The sequence below is a fragment of the Parabacteroides sp. AF17-28 genome (genome assembly GCF_003479205.1).
GTDB lineage: Bacteria > Bacteroidota > Bacteroidia > Bacteroidales > Tannerellaceae > Parabacteroides > Parabacteroides acidifaciens.
Window position 1 is genome coordinate 14,861 of the sequence record NZ_QUGV01000020.1, and the last position, 15,407, is coordinate 30,267.

Genomic DNA, 15,407 nt, shown 5'->3' on the forward strand with positions numbered 1-15,407 from the left:
CTAAATGTCTTTGACTATATCAGTAAAGTTTGACCAGTTCTCAACTTTATAGCCTCTGATGTCACGGACTGATTCCCGGAACCATTGAATCTTTTTCAGAGCTTCTATTGCTCTGAAGAGGTTTCCCAAATCGTCACTTGCTGTGAGGTAGGTGCTTCCTTGAATCCACTCAAACCCGTTTTTCTTCAAAACTTCTTTTATTTCGAAATAAGCACGGTTATAGGGCTTTCCGTAAGATTCTTCAAGTACGGAAACCGACATGTCAAAGCTTATGGCAAACATACTTTCCGATTTTGAGGTTTGAACAAGTCTTCTTTTCCGAAGAAGACATTTCCGTCTTCCGTCTCAGCAGAGATGACAACTCCCACGAATGGGTTATTTTCCACTTCAATAACTGTCCCTTCTATCCAATCCGGTAAGTGGGTAAGATCTGGGGAAATTAATACTTTATCTCCTACTGTTTTCATATATGTGTTACCTTTTACGATTACTTATGGCAAAGGTAGGTATTTTATTTTTATCTTTGTCCTGCTAAATTCAAATTAAGAAATGAAACGATTTTTACTGACTATATTGCTTTGTGTGTTTGTGTGGGGGATGAAGGCGCAGCAGATGGATGCTATTTTTGTCGTTATGCCGGACCAGTATGTTCCCCAATTGGAGAATGCCTGGCGTAAGGATTTGATCGATTTGTATAACACAGGGAAAGAGGCGAAGTTGAAAAATACGATGAACGGCTTTTCAATGCTGAAGAAGCTGACGGATGACTATTTGTTGTTGCAGGTGACGGATCGCAGTACGGTAGAAATGAAGTTGCTTCCGTTGGTCAACGATACTTATGTTGTTTGTATGATAACAACTGTTTATGGTCCGGTTCCCGACAGCCAGATCGAGTTTTTTACGACAGACTGGAAGCCGCTGGAAGCCGCAGACCTGTACACTCCCGTACCGGCAGAATGGTTTATTAAAGACGATGCGGATAAAAACAGCATCTCTTTTACAGAAGCGACAACCCGCCTGGATATGGATTTGAGGAAGTATTCACTTAGCTCTGACAACCAAACGTTGACTGTCGAATATACGACTCCTCAATATTTGTCGCAGGCAGAACGCAAGCGGGTTGAACCTTTCTTGAAAAATACTCCTAAAGTATATACATGGGAGAAATTCCATTTCAAATAAAAGGTCCGTTCATTTAATGACGATCTGTGCCTCGGAATCGAATACGACGTGTATTTCGTTGTTATCTTGTTTCAGCTCGAAATCATAGAACAGCCCGTCAGGCTTTTCGATCACCGTAATATCATCTATCCTGTATCCGCTGTAGGCAGAACTCAACAGTGCATCCATAATGGCGACAGGCACATCCCGGCTGCCGATTTCCCATTTTGTCGATACCCATTGGTCTCTTGTGTCGAACCAAATTTCCTTATGTATATTCTTTTCCCGGATATCGACTTCCGTCCCGTCGTGCTCTTTCTCTGTTTTTAGGATTGTGGCGGTCGGATATTTGTGCTTCAGAAAATTCAGAATGGAAGTTGAGATGTTTTCAGTTGATACTTTTTGCCGGCTGTTGTTGCATGAGGCGAACAAGGTGAGGCTGCACAGGCACAAGAGTAATACGGATAATTTAGTTTTCATGACTTGTTGTTTTTTATAATTATTGTTCATTGCGGGTCTTTGTCAGAAGACTCTGTCTCGGTAGAAACAATTCTTTTGCCGGTAAGGTTTGTCCGTATAGAATAAAAAAAGTATCCCGGCAAAGGGGGAACGGATGCCGGGATGCTAAAATATGGATTTTATATATAGTTTCTATTTGTCAAAGGAAATGTTTCCGTCTTTGTCGATGATTACTTCCAGATCTTTGTCGCCGATTTCTATTTCAACCTCGAAATACATGCCTTTTGTTACATGGTCGACAACGGTTACTTCCGTATTACGGATAATTTCCGGTTTTGTCAGGTCGATACCGGCTTGTCCGGCCATTGCAACCAATTTAGCCAGGATTGCAGGGTTTAGCGCATTCATGATTTCCATCGCTTTCGGCAAAGTCGTTTCAAATTCGGTACTGATCCAATTGCCTTTGGCATCCAGTTTGACTTCTTTGTGAATGCCGTCGTCCAGAATGTCTATTTCTGTTTCGTTGTCATCGTCGTCCGCGTCGATTTCTAAGATCACGACACTCTTGCTATTCGGGAACAGTTCGGCGATTTTCTTTTTGATCTCGTCAGATACGATAACAGGCAGGATTTCATCATCGTCGTCAGTATCCAAAACATTTTTCAGCAGGACACCGTCAGGAGAGAAGGAGAGTTCTCTTTCTTCTTTTCCTTTTTCAATTTCGATGATATAAATAAGTCCCATATCGAGACGACTCACAACGTCTACATCATCGTCCGCTTTCCAGTCTGCATACATTTTTTTCTGGTAAGCATCGAATGCTGTTTTTACGGCTTCCGGCAGGTTGGCAAACGGAATATCCTGGTTAACCTGTTTTTCAGAGCCATTGTCATCATACCAGGCAGAAGTGGTATAGCTATTGCCTGCCTTTGTAATAGCGCCTGTCTGGAAGCGGGCAACGTTATAATTGTTCTTCTTTTCCCATTTTACATCTTTAATGTCTCCATATTTGTTTTCAAAAGCTTTCAAGACAGCTTCGGGAACATCCGACGGAATGACTTTATCGTCATCGTCGTCACTACAAGCAGTAAACACCAAGGCACAACAAGCGAATGCCAGAATCAAATTTTTTAGTTTCATAATTACTTAATTTAATTACATATACTGTTAGAAATTATCTTTTGCCGGGTTTCCGTAACAATCGAATGCCAGTTCGGTTTCGTCGTTCAGTTTGATCCGGTATCTGTTCTCTTCTTTAGTTGCAATAACGATCCGGGTGGCCGGATAGAAATCTTCCAGATATTTTATCAGGTGATCGGGAAATATCTTTTCCGGGATGGTCCCGGGCTTCCCTTTTATTTGTATCCATTTTCCGTTGGATTGCCTGAAATGGATATCGATGCCGTTTGTCAGGATCACATGATAACATTTGGACTGAAAAAAGCCGTTCTCCAACTCGATGTGAGCTATTTCTGTTTCCGGGAAATGCTTTAGTATAAACATCCGGCAGGCAGAAGGGAACTTTTTCTGGCTTTCGAGAGTGGATGGTCCGTTCGCAAGCGCGTTTTGTGCTATTATCGCGAACAGCAAAATCAGTATCCACTCTGTATTTTTTCTCATTCTTCCGTTATTTACGTGACAAAGGAATGAAACGATTTGGGAAAGATTTGGGAATCCCGGCTATTTGAATGTTAATTTGAACTCATGAAGTTGTTTGTCATGGTTATACTCTACTTGTATTTCATACAGCGCTGCGATCGATTTGACAATGGCAAGCCCCAGTCCGGTAGACTCTTTGTGCCGGCTTTGCCGTTCGTAGCGGTCGAACAGGGTGGAGGCATTCAGCCGGGGGGCATTACTGCTATTGGCAACTGTCAGGGTATGGGCGGTTATTGTAATCTGGATAATGCCGTCCTGGCAGTTATGGATGTATGCGTTCTTTATCAGGTTTGTGAGCAGGGTGGAGGCAAGCGATTCGTTCATGGTCGTGAATAGCTGTGCCGAGTTTTTAACAGTGACTGTTATATGCTTGTGTTCGTACATTTCGTCGAGGTTTTCCTGTATCCCGGAGACCAGCTTGTTCATCTCTATACGTGATGTTTCCGGGAACTGCCGGTTCTCGATGCGAGACAGGAGTAGGAGTGATTTGTTCATTTTGACAATCCCGGAAAGGGTTTGATGCAGGCTGGCTATATCAGATAGTTGCCGTTCGGTGCAATCCGGATTTTCACTCATCAGCTCCAGTTTGTTAATACAGATCGCAAGCGGTGTTTGAAGCTCGTGGGCGGCATTCTCGACAAATTGTTTCTGCATATTATATAGCTTGGTGTTCCGGCGGACCACGTCTTCGATCGCTTCGTTCAGGATGTGAAATTCCTCAATCTTTGTTTCGTTCCGCAACGGGATGTTGGTTTTTCCAAGCCTGTATTTCTTCAACCAGTCGAACAGTACATATAGAGGGTGCAGGCTTTTCCTGAACACAAGATGTATGACCAGCAAGATACAGAACACTAATGAAAAATAGAGGATGGCGAGCCCTATAACCGTAGCTCTTACCATATCTTCTTTTTCAAGAATGGAGGTGATGATTGTCAGTTCGTAGTATTTATCGTCGGATGTGCGAAAGCAAGTCCTCAATCCGCGTACCGGGATGGAGATCATTTCGAGGGGAACAACCCGCGTGGAATCGAAGAATATGTCCTTTGACAGGTCTGCCTCTGCCGGAGGAATTTCATGTATATAATATTGTGTCAATATATCCACATGGTCTGTCAATAACGTACTGTCTGCCAATGCAGCTTTGATGATCAGCATTTTGTGATTCGTCAGGCTTTCATCCGTTTCCTCGTTTATTTCCCGGATAATGGTTATGTAGAACGCACATGCCCATGCCGACAGGATCAGTAGCAGGGGAACGGACAGGTTACGCAGTGTATATTGGCGTAGTCTCATCTCTCTTCGTATATCATTTTGTAGCCGAAGCCATATACCGCTTTGATTTCAGGCAAGGCTCCGGCCGCTTTCAATTTTTTCCGGAGATTCTTGACCTGGCTGTAGATGAAATCGAAATTATCCGCCTGGTCTATATAATCTCCCCATACGGATTCGGCTAAAGCCGTTTTGCTGATAAGCCGGTCCGGGTTGGTTACGAAATAATAGAGCAAGTCGAATTCTTTCCGGTTCAATATGAGTTGGTTGCCATCTATATAGATAGCGTGACGGTCGGGATACATGGTGATATTTGCAATTGTGATGTCCATTTCCCCATCTTGTTGTTTTCGGCGTAAGACACATTTGATCCGCGCGTTCAGTTCGGCCAGATGGAAAGGTTTGGTCAGGTAATCGTCTGCACCGAGATCCAGCCCTTTCACCTTGTCTTCAAGTGAGTCTTTGGCGGAAACGATAATGACGCTGTCCTTCTTTTTCATCTTCTTCAGTTCTTCCAGCAGTAACAGGCCGTTTCCTCCGGGTAGCATGATGTCCAACACGATACAATCGTAGTCGTAATCGTTGATTTTGAGTAAAGCTTCCCGATAGTCGGCTGCACTTTCCACTACATAGCGTTCTTTCTCGAGAGAACAGACCATGATGTCGCGTAATGAGTTTTCATCTTCAACAATTAGTATTTTCATATCCTCGTAGCTTTGAAAAACAAAGATACTGAAATATTCTGGCAAAATTCTGGAATCAAAGAATTTCAGAAAAACATGAAAAATTGCCGCTTATCCTTAAAATTGACAGTTTGTCTGATAGAAGGGCGTTTTTTATTTGTCAGTTTCAACAAAAAACAGTTTCTTTAAGATATTTTTAAGAGAGGTTAAATGGAGAGGAAAGATGTGCTAAAACTATATTTGGTCGGATTAGTCATATTCTGGGGGTTGGGCAGTTGTTCTTATAAACAGTCCGGAGAGTTTGACAGAGAAATGCTTATGACAGATTCATTGTTGGCTCTTTATCAGGATTCGATGACTGAATCTCCGCAGAGAGTAATCGAAGTTTTTTCTGAAAACCGGTCGCTTTTGAAGGATAGCTTGTGCATCTGTATGCTATTATCTCACGAATCCAAATGTTATTATTATCAGAACCGGATGGAGGATGCCTTGCGGACAAATGAAGAGGTGATTCGTTTTTGTCGTGAAAAACAACCTTCGGACAGCTATTTGTCCTTGCTGGCAGAAGCCTATAATAACCGGGGAGTCTATTGGCAGGAACAGAGTGAGCGCGATTCGGCTATTACTGTTCTAAAATCGGCGGTCGAAATTTTGCATATGACAAAAAAGAGAAGCGTGTTACCATCCGTTTATATGAATTTAGCCGATTCATATTTGCAGAACGGGGATTATTCATGGTGCGGTTTTTATTACCGGAAGGCTCTTTTTGTTGCAGATTCGTTAGGGACGGGAGCGCGGGATCATTTTGCCATTTATTCCGGTCTGGCCAAGTTGTATGTGGAACTGGAAAACTTTCCCGAAGCGGATGAGTATTTTACAAAGGCGGAGCAAATGGATAGCCTGTGTACCCCTTATGAACGTTATTTCTTTTCCAACACCCGGGGAAATTACTACTATAATACAAAGGAATATGGGAAGGCCCTCGATTGGTTCCGCAAAGCGGACCGGGTTACAAATGCTTTTCCCCAGCCGCTCTATAAAGCGATTGTCCGTGGAAATATGGGTGAAATATTTATCCTGGACAAACAGCCGGATTCGGCCCATATCTATCTGGATGACGCTCGCCGACTGTTCGGAAAAGCTTATGAACATCCTTCTTTCCGCTATTATATGGATGGCTTGTATGGTTCCTTAGCTTTGTTGGAGAACGATCTTCCCCAGGCGGAGCAACTGCTTTCGCGTACTTATGATCTGAAGCTGGTCAACCCGCTTTACATATATTATAATAACCGCCGGATGCAGGAATTGTATGATAAGAAGAAGGATTACCGCAGAGCCTATGAATTTAAGACGAAGGCCGATATGTTTAATGACTCGCTGCGGAATGTAAAGGTGAGAAACAGTTTAGCGGAGATCGATTTCCGGTACAGGCAGGATACGACTTTGCTGAAAAAGGATATTCAGCTTATGGGTGTTCGCAACGAGGTGGGGCGCTGGAAAATAGTTGCACTCTGTTGCGGTCTGTTGTTACTTTTGTTTCTGTCTGCCTCTTTTTGCTGGATTTTGTATAAGCGGAGGAAAGAGGAGAAGCAATATTGGATGCAGATGGCAACAGTAAACCGCTTGCGTATGGCTGTAGTCCGGAACCGTATTTCTCCCCATTTCATATTTAATGCATTAAATATCATATTGCCGACTTTCCGGCAATATGAGGGGTTGGACAAGCCGATCCGCTTGCTGATAAAGGTGCTGCGGGGGAACTTGATCTTTTCCGAACAAATAGCTGTCCCGTTGAAAGACGAAATACAATTGGTTCAGGAATATTTGCAACTCCGTATGTTAGGTGATCCCGGACGAATCCGGATTATTTGGGATTTGCCTTCCGAAATACCGGAGACCTGGTTGATTCCTTCCATGTCTGTCCAAATCCCGGTGGAAAATGCCGTGAAATATGCTTTTGACCCGGAAGATGCGGATGCCTGCATACGGATACAAGTCACCGAGAAACAACAATGTCTTTATATCGAGATAGAAGATAACGGCATTGGTTTTTCCAATGACGGGCATTTGCAGAAAGAGGAGCAGAGTACAGGATATGGTTTGAAGATTTTGAACCAGACCATTGATATTCTGAACAGGCGGAATAAGAATAAAATGAACTTTATTATACAAGACCGTTGCCGGCTTGAACCGGGTGGCCACGGTACTTTAGTCTCTTTTGTAGTCCCGTTTGATTATACGTTTGAATTATGAGTGAAGAAATTACAGTAGTTATTGTCGATGACGAAATAGCTTCTATACGCAATTTGAGTAATGATTTGTCTGCTTATTCCGATATCCGTATCCTGGAAACGACAACATCAGTCGAGAAGGCGCGTAAGATTATCATTCGCCAACAGCCCGACCTGCTTTTTCTGGATGTGGAAATGCCGAAGATGTCCGGCTTCGACCTTTGGCAAAGCATTCGTGCCGATGTGCATGCTGATATGCGGGTGATCTTTTACACGGCATACGATAAATATGTCCTGGACGCTTTGCGGGCGTCTGCTTTCGATTATCTGTTGAAGCCTTATCTGCCGGAGGAACTGGATGCTGTCATCGAACGTTTCCGGTGTGTTTTTTACCGGAGTAAAGTCAATATGGAACAGTCTATGCGCCGTTTGCTGGCGGACGATTGTAAATTTGCGATTCAGACGGTAACAGGCTTGCTGTTCCTGAAACGCGAGGATGTTCTGATGTTCCGTTTTTCCGATACTTATCGTTGTTGGCAGCTTTACCTTGCCAACCGGACTGACTATAAACTTCGTATGAATATTTCCGCCCGCGATTTACTGAATATGAGCGTCTCGTTTGTCCAGATCAGCCAGAATTGTATTGTCAATATGGACTATCTGTGTTCCATCGAAAATAAAACGCTCGAATGCCGTCTCTATCCGCCTTTCAACGACATCGAGCTGGTCGCTTCGCGCCGGTATTATGGGAGGGTGAAGGAGTTGCTGGAGATTATATAGTAGATCGGGAAAAGTACAATAACCCTCTTTTTAGCCATTTTTCTATTTCGTCCGAAATCTTGATCGATTTTGGATTGACTCTTTTTGCTGTTTAGGCCTTTACGGCTGACAACAGGGAAAATGAGGTGCCGAGCCCATTCCAAAAAGCGTGCAATTTGATTATCGAAAGATGAAAATGCCGTCAAAGTGATAAAGCTTAACTCCCGGAGAATCGCCTGTAGCAAAATAAAACGGACGGCGTCTCAAATATCCCAAGGAAATTTAGGGGCTTTTTTGCCCTGAAAACGGTCGTTTGTCAAAAGAGGACGGTCGTAATCGCCACGATGACCGTGCTAATGTGTAGTGCACTCGGCAGCTCGCGAAGATTAGGACGGTCGTAATGGCAAAGAGGACGGTCGTGACGGCAAAAAACTCCCGAAAAAAGAGAAAAAGCCCCTTTTTGACGTCTAAAAAGTGGGTTAACATTTGTTTTCTTTTAGGCGTCTTTCGAGTCTGTAAAAAACGTTTTTTACAATAACCCTGAATCATAGACGATATTTCTCTGTCACTTCTATAGCTAAAATTCTTTTTATTTTGTCTGTTGTTTTTTACCGCTTAACGGTAAATTCGATAAGTTGTCCGACCATGGAGATTTTACCCGTTGCCGGGGTGTTTGTGTTTTTTTACATTTGAAAACCATATAGAGGTTTGCTTAAAAACAGAGGAAAGGGTAAGACAAGTAAAAGTGGGGTGGTAAACAAATAATAAAATATAGGAGTATGAAAAAATATTGGATAACAAAGATAAAGTGGAGCCTTGTTCTGGTTTGGGTAATTTCTGGTTTGGGCTATGCACAAACAGACGGCTCCGGTCTGGCTGCCAAAGCGAATGAAGCTAAGAGATGGGGCTTTGAAAACAAGGGGGAGAAAAGCGGTTGGTGGCAGAAGGCGGCTACGCTTTCCAATAACGGGATTTTGGGAACTGGCATTTCGTTTGGAAACCAGTTGGATGACATTCTGCATGTCGGTTATGAGACGGAATGGGCGATTCCTGCCCAATATGAAAAAGTAGCCAAACGGTTTGAGGAGAATCTGGCAGGCGTACAGTTGAATGGGCGGGTCGGTTTTGTCGACCGGTATAACCGTTTTATCATCGAACCGCAGTTTGAACCGGTTGACAAACTGGCTGGATTTAGCCGGGGATTGGCGGCGGTCAAGAAAGACGGGATGTTTGGCTTTATCGATAAATCAGGGAATTTTGTGATCCCGCCTAAATTTGAGTGGGCGGAGAACTTTGAGGAGAATGATTTGGCTGCTGTTAAGATGGACGGCAAGATAGGGGCGATCGACTTGAAAGGAGAAATTGTCGTTCCTTGCAAGTATAAACTGAAGGAGATGATGACGAAACTTCCGACTTCAAACAAGCTTTATAAAGAAACGGCAAAAAAAGTGGAGGCCGATCGGGGGAATGGATTATATGACGAGCTGTTAACTAAAATAGAAGAAGCAGGGAAAGCTGCTGATATGTTGGTTATGGATAGCCTTTACCGCACTCCGGTTCCGGCCGATTCGCTTTGGTCCGTACCTATGCGCTATGAAGAGATCGCACGCGTGGGCGATGGCTTCGCTCTGGTTGCGCAAGACGACAAATGGGGGGCGGTCGATCATTATGGGCGGCTGGTGATTCCTTGTCAGTTCGATATGATCGAATATATGCCTGAGGGGGAAGTGTTTGCGGTCTATAAGGACGAAGAGGTCGGGCTGTATAGTTGGACGGGTGCTTTGGTTGTTCCGCCGAGTTATGACCGGATCGAACCTTTTGTCGCCGGAACATCGGTCGGTTGGATTAATTTTGAACACGGACAGATCGGTGCGGATGGTTTGGTGATGGATGATTTGCTGGACAGGGCGTTTGCAAAAGCTGTCGTGTACGATGAAGCCGGAATGTCTGCGGAGGCGCGTGTACAATATAAGAAAATACTGAGTATCGATCCGACTTATGCAATGGTTCATAATAATCTTGGAATAATGGACATTGAAAAAGAAAACTATAAAGAAGGTATGAACCGCCTGAAAATCGCCAATAAACTGGACCCGGAAAACAAAGAGATAGAAGCAAATCTGAAACAAGCCAAGAAAGACCGACGCGAACGGCGATGGAACCGGGTGGAACAAGGATTCATGACCGCAGCAAACATTATCGGAGTTGCAGCCGGAACGGCATTGGCGGTAGATGGCGTGAAGAACGGCGGGGGCGATGTCGCCTCGATCGGACAGGCGGTTAGTAGTCTGGCGGAAGGTGATGTTGCGGGATATGTGTCGGCAACAAGTAATATGTCGTTGGCAGCCCATGCCGGTGATGGTGGCAATTACGGTGGCGGCGGCGGTTCCGGTGGCGGCGGTGGAAATAACTGTGCCTTCTACCGTTCCGAAATAAAACGACTTTCATCTCGTCTGGCGAACGGGACTAAAGCGAATGCCGGTCGAAAAGGAAGTGCGGCAGGAAAGAATGCAGCCCATTCGATTTCTCCGGATCTGGCAGATGGAGCAACCGCCGGTGATTACCGGGTAATCCATAGCTCGGATCGCTTAAACAATACATACGCGAAATCATTGGAGCAGATGCAGAGGAAGGCGCGACAAGCCGGATGCACATTCTAAGAAGTAAGAAAGGCTGGAAATTTTTTCCGGCCTTTTTTAATTTTTTTCCATTCCTCATGTTATGTTTTCGTTTCTTTGTCGTCATAATAACAGAAATGGAACTCGAAACATTTAAAATAACCGTATTGCCGCTTCGGGAGAAGTTGTTCAATATTTCCAGGCGGATGATGGAAGACAGGTCTGATGCAGAGGATATTGTGCAGGAGACTTTTCTCAAGTTGTGGCAGATACGCGAGAAGCTGGACAGTTATAACAGTGTCGAGGCATTGGCGATACAGGTTGCCAAAAATCTGGCATTAGATAAATTGAAACAGCACCGGCCCGAAGGGACGGATATAACGCAGCTCTCGCTCGATTCGGGTAGCCGGAATCCGGCGGAAGAACTGGAACAGCAAGACACCGTTGCCCGCATCCGTTGGCTGATAGGCAAACTGCCCTCGCTCCAGCAGACCATTATCCGGATGAAAGACGTAGAAGGTTACGAGTTAGCGGAGATAGCAGAAATAACAGGTACGCAGGTCGAAGCTGTCCGGGTTAATCTTTCGAGAGCGAGAAAAAAGATACGGGAACAATTGGTTAAGGAATTATGAATTTTGAATTATGAATTATGGAAGAGAGGATTAAATATATGGAAGAGTTGCTGGACCGGTATTTTGAAGGTGAAACTTCGGCCGGTGAAGAGCAGCGGATTCGTGCCTTTTTTGCATCCGGGGATGTGCCGGAGCATTTGGCAGCCTATAAGCCTCTGTTTGCTTATTTTGATGAAGAGATCGAACAGTTGAAGGAGGAGGAAGCCGCCCCTGTTCCCGTGCTCCATGTGGGATCGCATAAAAGCGAAGCCGGCGTTAAGCGGGCTATCCTTTATACGCTTTCGGGTGTGGCTGCCTGTGTGTTAGCTTTGCTGAGTTTCAGCCGGCTGCTGTATCCGGCCGATCCTTGTTTCTGTTCCGATAACTATGTCGTGATAAACGGCCGTTGCTATACAGATATTCATACAGTCCGTTCGCTGGCATTTGAAGCGTTGCAGGAGGTGGCCACTCCCGCCGACGAATATTTCCCAGCAGAGGATCAGGATGAAGCTGACCGTCAGATAATAGATAATCAATTAAAAGAGTTAGGAAGCCTTTTTAGTGAAGACGAATAAAAAAAACATGTCAAGATGAAACAGTTGAAATATACATTATTAATCATGCTGGCAGCCCTGTTGTTGCTGCCCGCTGGTGCCGGAGCTGTCGAAGCGCAGAAAGACCTGAAGATACAGGATGTCTTTACACGCTATGGCAAAAGCAAGAATGTCACGATGGTGGAACTTTCCAACGAAATGCTGGAAACGTATGGGATGACACGTTATAAGAGCATTACGATCAAGAATGATCCGGAAGCCTTGCGCTTTACCCGCCAGTGTCTCGAAGCCGACCAGCAGGGCGCCCGTAAGATCAAGGAGGTGACGGATGACGGGGGAGTGGTTTCCGCTTATTACCAGCTTCCGGGGAAAAGTCCGGATGTGAACCGTTTTGTCCTGTTTAAGGTCAACTCCAAAGGTGTCATTACGCTGGTCTATATCGAAGGTGAACTGGACAGTGACGACTTGATCACCTTGCTATTCACAGAAAAGAAATTATAAACTGATAAACAATAAAGAATATGAAAAGATTTCTATTGATTATAGCCGCATGCATTCCTGCCCTTGGATTGCTGGCTGTAAATGTTGAATTGATGCCTGCCGACACTGTTATCAAACTGGATAACAAGCGTATCGAAGTGAAGGAGAACGGCGACCGGATGAAGGTGAAAGTGTATGAACTGACCGAAGAGGGCGACTCGATAGACGGTGAAATGATCTTTGAAGGACATTATCTCGACGGACAGAGCTATGAACGGCGCAAACATATCAAGTCGATCAACATCCCGATCCCGTCCTGGGATAAAGATTTCGACCCGCATTGGGCTGGGTTCGGCATGGGCTTTGCAAACTTTTCCGGTAGCGACGGGGTTAACGATGTGGATGGTGTTTCACTTCGCAGCGGTAACTCGTTGGAATATAATCTGAACTTTATGGAATTCAGTTTCCCGTTTTCCCGCTACAGATGGGCGGTTGTGACAGGTGCCGGTATGCGTTGGAGCCGTTACCGGCTGGATATGAATGCGCATTTCCAGGAGGTGGACGGAGTGACACAGTTGGTGCCTGCTCCCGAAGGTATCGTTTATGATGCCAGCAAATTGAATATTACCAGCTTGACGATTCCGGTATTGTTAGAATGGCAATCTGCCAAACATCGCCGCAAGTCTCCCCGTTTCTTTGTTTCGGGCGGTGTCGTAGGTGTTGTTAAAACAATTTCCTCTTCCAAGATCGTTTATCATGATGCAGATGGCGACAAGCGCAAGAAAAAGATGGACCGGGGCATGAACATCCGTCCGGTGACAATGGATTTCCTGTTCCAGGCAGGTGTCGGCTGCATCGGTTTCTACGCCAAGTATTCGCCGATGGGCCTGTTTGAAAAAGACAAAGGTCCGAAAGTGCATCCCGTTTCGTTAGGAGTACAGATACACCTTTAAAAAGTTTCGTCTTAACGAAGCTGTCGGAAGTTTTCAACAAATTGTTCCTCCGGGATGTTTTATTGCTGTATTAATAAATAAAACACAAATAGTTATGGCTGGAATAATGAAAACTTTATGGGACGAAAGTTCGGAGCTGGAAGACGAAACGCTTACTCCGCATTCAATCTTGTCGGACGATTACACATCTCCGTCCGATGATGAAAAAGGGCTGGACGATGTGATCGATGACCAGAAAGAAGATGACGAAATCATCGATGAAACATTGAAGGTATCGGATAAAAAATGATCTTTTGGCAGTCAGCCCGTTTTTCTCTATGTTTTATAGCATTCTTTAATAGTATAAGGTAGGAAATTATTTTCTTACCTTATATACATATTGAAAATAAATCCCTACTTTTGTGCTCTAAAACATTAAAACAAACCCAACGAAGATGGCTGCAACAAAACGTATTAAGCGTGCATTGGTATCGGTATACCATAAAGATGGATTAGACGAAATTTTAAAGAAACTCCACCGCGAAGGTGTTAGTTTTGTGTCAACAGGTGGTACTCAGAAGTTTATAGAAGATTTGGGACTCCCGTGTGACGCTGTAGAGGACCTGACAGGTTATCCCTCTATCCTGGGTGGACGCGTGAAGACTCTTCACCCGAAAGTGTTTGGCGGTATATTGAACCGTCGTGATAATGAAGGCGATCAGGCTCAGATTGCCCAATACGAAATTCCTGAAATAGACTTGGTAATTGTCGATCTGTACCCGTTCGAGGAAACAGTTGCTTCCGGTGCGGAAGAACAGGCAATTATCGAAAAGATAGATATAGGCGGTATTTCACTTATCCGTGCCGCTGCGAAAAATTTCAAAGATGTCGTGATCGTTGCATCCAAGGCTCAGTATCAGCCGTTGATGCAGCTGCTGAATGAGAAAGGCGCTGAGACTTCTATCGAAGACCGTAAATGGTTTGCGAAAGAAGCATTCGCTGTTTCATCCGGCTACGACTCTGCGATCTTTAACTACTTCGATGGCTGCGAAGGCTCGCACTTTCGCGCTACGGTAGACGCTCCGATGCACCTGCGTTACGGTGAAAATCCGCACCAGGCTGCTAAGTTCTATGGCAAGTTCAACGATATGTTCGAACAGGTTCACGGTAAGGAAATCTCTTACAACAACCTGCTCGACGTCGATGCTGCCGTTAACCTGATTGATGAGTTTGACGAATTGACGTTCGCCATTCTGAAACATAACAATGCCTGTGGTATCGCATCCCGCGCCAACGTGGTGGACGCATGGAAGGCGGCTCTTGCCGGTGACCCCGTGTCTGCTTTCGGTGGAATCCTGATCACGAACACGACTGTCAACAAGGAAGTGGCAGAAGAAATCAACCAGATTTTCTTCGAAGTGATCATTGCCCCGGCTTACGATGCCGATGCCCTGGAAGTACTGAAACAAAAGAAAAATCGTATCATATTGGTCCGCAAGGAATGCAAGACCTGCCCGATGCAGTTCCGTTCGCTGTTGAACGGTGTGCTGGTGCAGCAGAAAGACCTTAGCATTCAGAGTGAAGCCGATCTGGAGCCGATGACGGAAAAGAAACCGACCGCTCCGGAAGTGGAAGACCTGTTGTTTGCCAACAAGATTGTGAAGAACAGCAAGTCTAACGCTATTACGCTGGTAAAGAGCAAACAACTTTGCGCAAGCGGTATCGGACAGACTTCACGTGTGGATTCCTTGAAGCAGGCCATTGAGAAGGCAACTTCATTCAATTTCGATCTGAAGGGCGCCGTTATGGCTTCGGATGCGTTTTTCCCGTTTGCCGACTGTGTGGAGATCGCCGATAAGGCCGGTATCACTGCCGTTATCCAGCCGGGAGGTTCTATTAACGACAAGCTGTCCGTTGATTATTGCAACGAACATGGCTTGGCTATGGTGAAGACGGGTGTCCGTCACTTTAAACATTAAATAATTATTCAA

The 15,407-nt window shown here is 44.9% G+C and carries 17 protein-coding genes; 10 read left to right on the forward strand and 7 right to left on the reverse strand.

Annotated elements, in window-relative coordinates; translation table 11 throughout:
- Both DWW90_RS14240 and DWW90_RS14245 read right to left on the reverse strand, forming a co-directional pair.
- Nucleotides 1–282: a virulence protein gene (locus DWW90_RS14240; protein WP_122345439.1), complete on the reverse strand. Its 282-nt coding sequence runs from the start codon at nucleotides 280–282 to the stop codon at nucleotides 1–3.
- On the reverse strand, nucleotides 270–467 hold the full coding sequence (locus DWW90_RS14245) for a transcriptional regulator (RefSeq protein ID WP_122345440.1): 198 nt from the start codon (nucleotides 465–467) through the stop codon (nucleotides 270–272). The genes DWW90_RS14240 and DWW90_RS14245 overlap by 13 nt, the downstream gene beginning before the upstream one ends.
- Nucleotides 468–549: 82 nt before the next feature.
- Between DWW90_RS14245 and DWW90_RS14250 the strand changes: the two genes are divergently transcribed.
- A complete protein-coding gene (locus DWW90_RS14250) occupies nucleotides 550–1,182 on the forward strand; it encodes a DUF3256 family protein (RefSeq protein ID WP_122345441.1) in 633 nt (210 codons plus the stop codon).
- 9 nt (nucleotides 1,183–1,191) lie between these two features.
- Here DWW90_RS14250 and DWW90_RS14255 read toward each other — a convergent pair whose 3' ends face one another.
- The 5 genes from DWW90_RS14255 to DWW90_RS14275 form a co-directional block, all read right to left on the reverse strand.
- Nucleotides 1,192–1,641, reverse strand: coding sequence for a PepSY-like domain-containing protein (locus tag DWW90_RS14255; protein WP_122345474.1), 450 nt, complete (start codon nucleotides 1,639–1,641; stop codon nucleotides 1,192–1,194).
- A gap of 171 nt (nucleotides 1,642–1,812) precedes the next feature.
- On the reverse strand, nucleotides 1,813–2,760 hold the full coding sequence (locus DWW90_RS14260) for a PepSY-like domain-containing protein (protein ID WP_122345442.1): 948 nt from the start codon (nucleotides 2,758–2,760) through the stop codon (nucleotides 1,813–1,815).
- 27 nt (nucleotides 2,761–2,787) lie between these two features.
- A complete protein-coding gene (locus DWW90_RS14265) occupies nucleotides 2,788–3,240 on the reverse strand; it encodes a PepSY-like domain-containing protein (protein WP_115499904.1) in 453 nt (150 codons plus the stop codon).
- A gap of 60 nt (nucleotides 3,241–3,300) precedes the next feature.
- Complete coding sequence (locus DWW90_RS14270) at nucleotides 3,301–4,572, reverse strand: HAMP domain-containing sensor histidine kinase (RefSeq protein WP_122345443.1); 1,272 nt, start codon at nucleotides 4,570–4,572, stop codon at nucleotides 3,301–3,303.
- Nucleotides 4,569–5,252, reverse strand: a complete 684-nt coding sequence (locus tag DWW90_RS14275; protein WP_122331343.1) for a response regulator transcription factor — start codon at nucleotides 5,250–5,252, stop codon at nucleotides 4,569–4,571. The genes DWW90_RS14270 and DWW90_RS14275 overlap by 4 nt, the downstream gene beginning before the upstream one ends.
- 189 nt (nucleotides 5,253–5,441) lie before the next feature.
- Here DWW90_RS14275 and DWW90_RS14280 point away from each other — a divergent pair, with 189 nt between their 5' ends.
- The 9 genes from DWW90_RS14280 (at nucleotide 5,442) to purH (ending at nucleotide 15,395) form a co-directional block, all read left to right on the forward strand.
- Nucleotides 5,442–7,484 carry a histidine kinase gene (locus tag DWW90_RS14280; RefSeq protein ID WP_122345444.1) on the forward strand — a complete coding sequence of 681 codons (2,043 nt, stop codon included), beginning with the start codon at nucleotides 5,442–5,444 and terminating at the stop codon, nucleotides 7,482–7,484.
- Nucleotides 7,481–8,242, forward strand: a complete 762-nt coding sequence (locus DWW90_RS14285) for a LytTR family DNA-binding domain-containing protein (protein WP_115499900.1) — start codon at nucleotides 7,481–7,483, stop codon at nucleotides 8,240–8,242. The genes DWW90_RS14280 and DWW90_RS14285 overlap by 4 nt, the downstream gene beginning before the upstream one ends.
- Nucleotides 8,243–9,000: 758 nt before the next feature.
- Nucleotides 9,001–10,881 (forward strand): WG repeat-containing protein, encoded by a 1,881-nt coding sequence (locus DWW90_RS14290; RefSeq protein WP_122345445.1) that lies wholly within the window; start codon nucleotides 9,001–9,003, stop codon nucleotides 10,879–10,881.
- A 95-nt stretch (nucleotides 10,882–10,976) separates the two neighbouring features.
- A complete protein-coding gene (locus tag DWW90_RS14295; RefSeq protein ID WP_115499892.1) occupies nucleotides 10,977–11,471 on the forward strand; it encodes an RNA polymerase sigma factor in 495 nt (164 codons plus the stop codon).
- A 17-nt stretch (nucleotides 11,472–11,488) separates the two neighbouring features.
- Entirely contained in the window at nucleotides 11,489–12,025 is a 537-nt protein-coding gene (locus DWW90_RS14300; protein WP_122345446.1) for a hypothetical protein, read from the forward strand.
- Between the two features lie 15 nt (nucleotides 12,026–12,040).
- Nucleotides 12,041–12,505: a hypothetical protein gene (locus DWW90_RS14305; protein WP_115499890.1), complete on the forward strand. Its 465-nt coding sequence runs from the start codon at nucleotides 12,041–12,043 to the stop codon at nucleotides 12,503–12,505.
- A 20-nt stretch (nucleotides 12,506–12,525) separates the two neighbouring features.
- Complete coding sequence (locus DWW90_RS14310) at nucleotides 12,526–13,437, forward strand: outer membrane beta-barrel protein (RefSeq protein ID WP_122345447.1); 912 nt, start codon at nucleotides 12,526–12,528, stop codon at nucleotides 13,435–13,437.
- 94 nt (nucleotides 13,438–13,531) lie between these two features.
- Entirely contained in the window at nucleotides 13,532–13,726 is a 195-nt protein-coding gene (locus DWW90_RS14315) for a hypothetical protein (protein ID WP_115499888.1), read from the forward strand.
- A gap of 145 nt (nucleotides 13,727–13,871) precedes the next feature.
- Entirely contained in the window at nucleotides 13,872–15,395 is a 1,524-nt protein-coding gene (gene purH, locus DWW90_RS14320) for a bifunctional phosphoribosylaminoimidazolecarboxamide formyltransferase/IMP cyclohydrolase (RefSeq protein ID WP_122345448.1), read from the forward strand.
- The last annotated feature ends 12 nt before the right edge of the window (nucleotides 15,396–15,407 follow it).

Excerpts from the sequence above, each read along its gene's own strand:
- DWW90_RS14240 (WP_122345439.1), bottom strand. The coding sequence starts at position 282 with ATGTTTGCCATAAGCTTTGACATGTCGGTTTCCGTACTTGAAGAATCT.
- DWW90_RS14245 (WP_122345440.1), bottom strand. The coding sequence starts at position 467 with ATGAAAACAGTAGGAGATAAAGTATTAATTTCCCCAGATCTTACCCAC.
- DWW90_RS14250 (WP_122345441.1), top strand. The coding sequence starts at position 550 with ATGAAACGATTTTTACTGACTATATTGCTTTGTGTGTTTGTGTGGGGG.
- DWW90_RS14255 (WP_122345474.1), bottom strand. The coding sequence starts at position 1,641 with ATGAAAACTAAATTATCCGTATTACTCTTGTGCCTGTGCAGCCTCACC.
- DWW90_RS14260 (WP_122345442.1), bottom strand. The coding sequence starts at position 2,760 with ATGAAACTAAAAAATTTGATTCTGGCATTCGCTTGTTGTGCCTTGGTG.
- DWW90_RS14265 (WP_115499904.1), bottom strand. The coding sequence starts at position 3,240 with ATGAGAAAAAATACAGAGTGGATACTGATTTTGCTGTTCGCGATAATA.
- DWW90_RS14270 (WP_122345443.1), bottom strand. The coding sequence starts at position 4,572 with ATGAGACTACGCCAATATACACTGCGTAACCTGTCCGTTCCCCTGCTA.
- DWW90_RS14275 (WP_122331343.1), bottom strand. The coding sequence starts at position 5,252 with ATGAAAATACTAATTGTTGAAGATGAAAACTCATTACGCGACATCATG.
- DWW90_RS14280 (WP_122345444.1), top strand. The coding sequence starts at position 5,442 with ATGGAGAGGAAAGATGTGCTAAAACTATATTTGGTCGGATTAGTCATA.
- DWW90_RS14285 (WP_115499900.1), top strand. The coding sequence starts at position 7,481 with ATGAGTGAAGAAATTACAGTAGTTATTGTCGATGACGAAATAGCTTCT.
- DWW90_RS14290 (WP_122345445.1), top strand. The coding sequence starts at position 9,001 with ATGAAAAAATATTGGATAACAAAGATAAAGTGGAGCCTTGTTCTGGTT.
- DWW90_RS14295 (WP_115499892.1), top strand. The coding sequence starts at position 10,977 with ATGGAACTCGAAACATTTAAAATAACCGTATTGCCGCTTCGGGAGAAG.
- DWW90_RS14300 (WP_122345446.1), top strand. The coding sequence starts at position 11,489 with ATGGAAGAGAGGATTAAATATATGGAAGAGTTGCTGGACCGGTATTTT.
- DWW90_RS14305 (WP_115499890.1), top strand. The coding sequence starts at position 12,041 with ATGAAACAGTTGAAATATACATTATTAATCATGCTGGCAGCCCTGTTG.
- DWW90_RS14310 (WP_122345447.1), top strand. The coding sequence starts at position 12,526 with ATGAAAAGATTTCTATTGATTATAGCCGCATGCATTCCTGCCCTTGGA.
- DWW90_RS14315 (WP_115499888.1), top strand. The coding sequence starts at position 13,532 with ATGGCTGGAATAATGAAAACTTTATGGGACGAAAGTTCGGAGCTGGAA.
- purH (WP_122345448.1), top strand. The coding sequence starts at position 13,872 with ATGGCTGCAACAAAACGTATTAAGCGTGCATTGGTATCGGTATACCAT.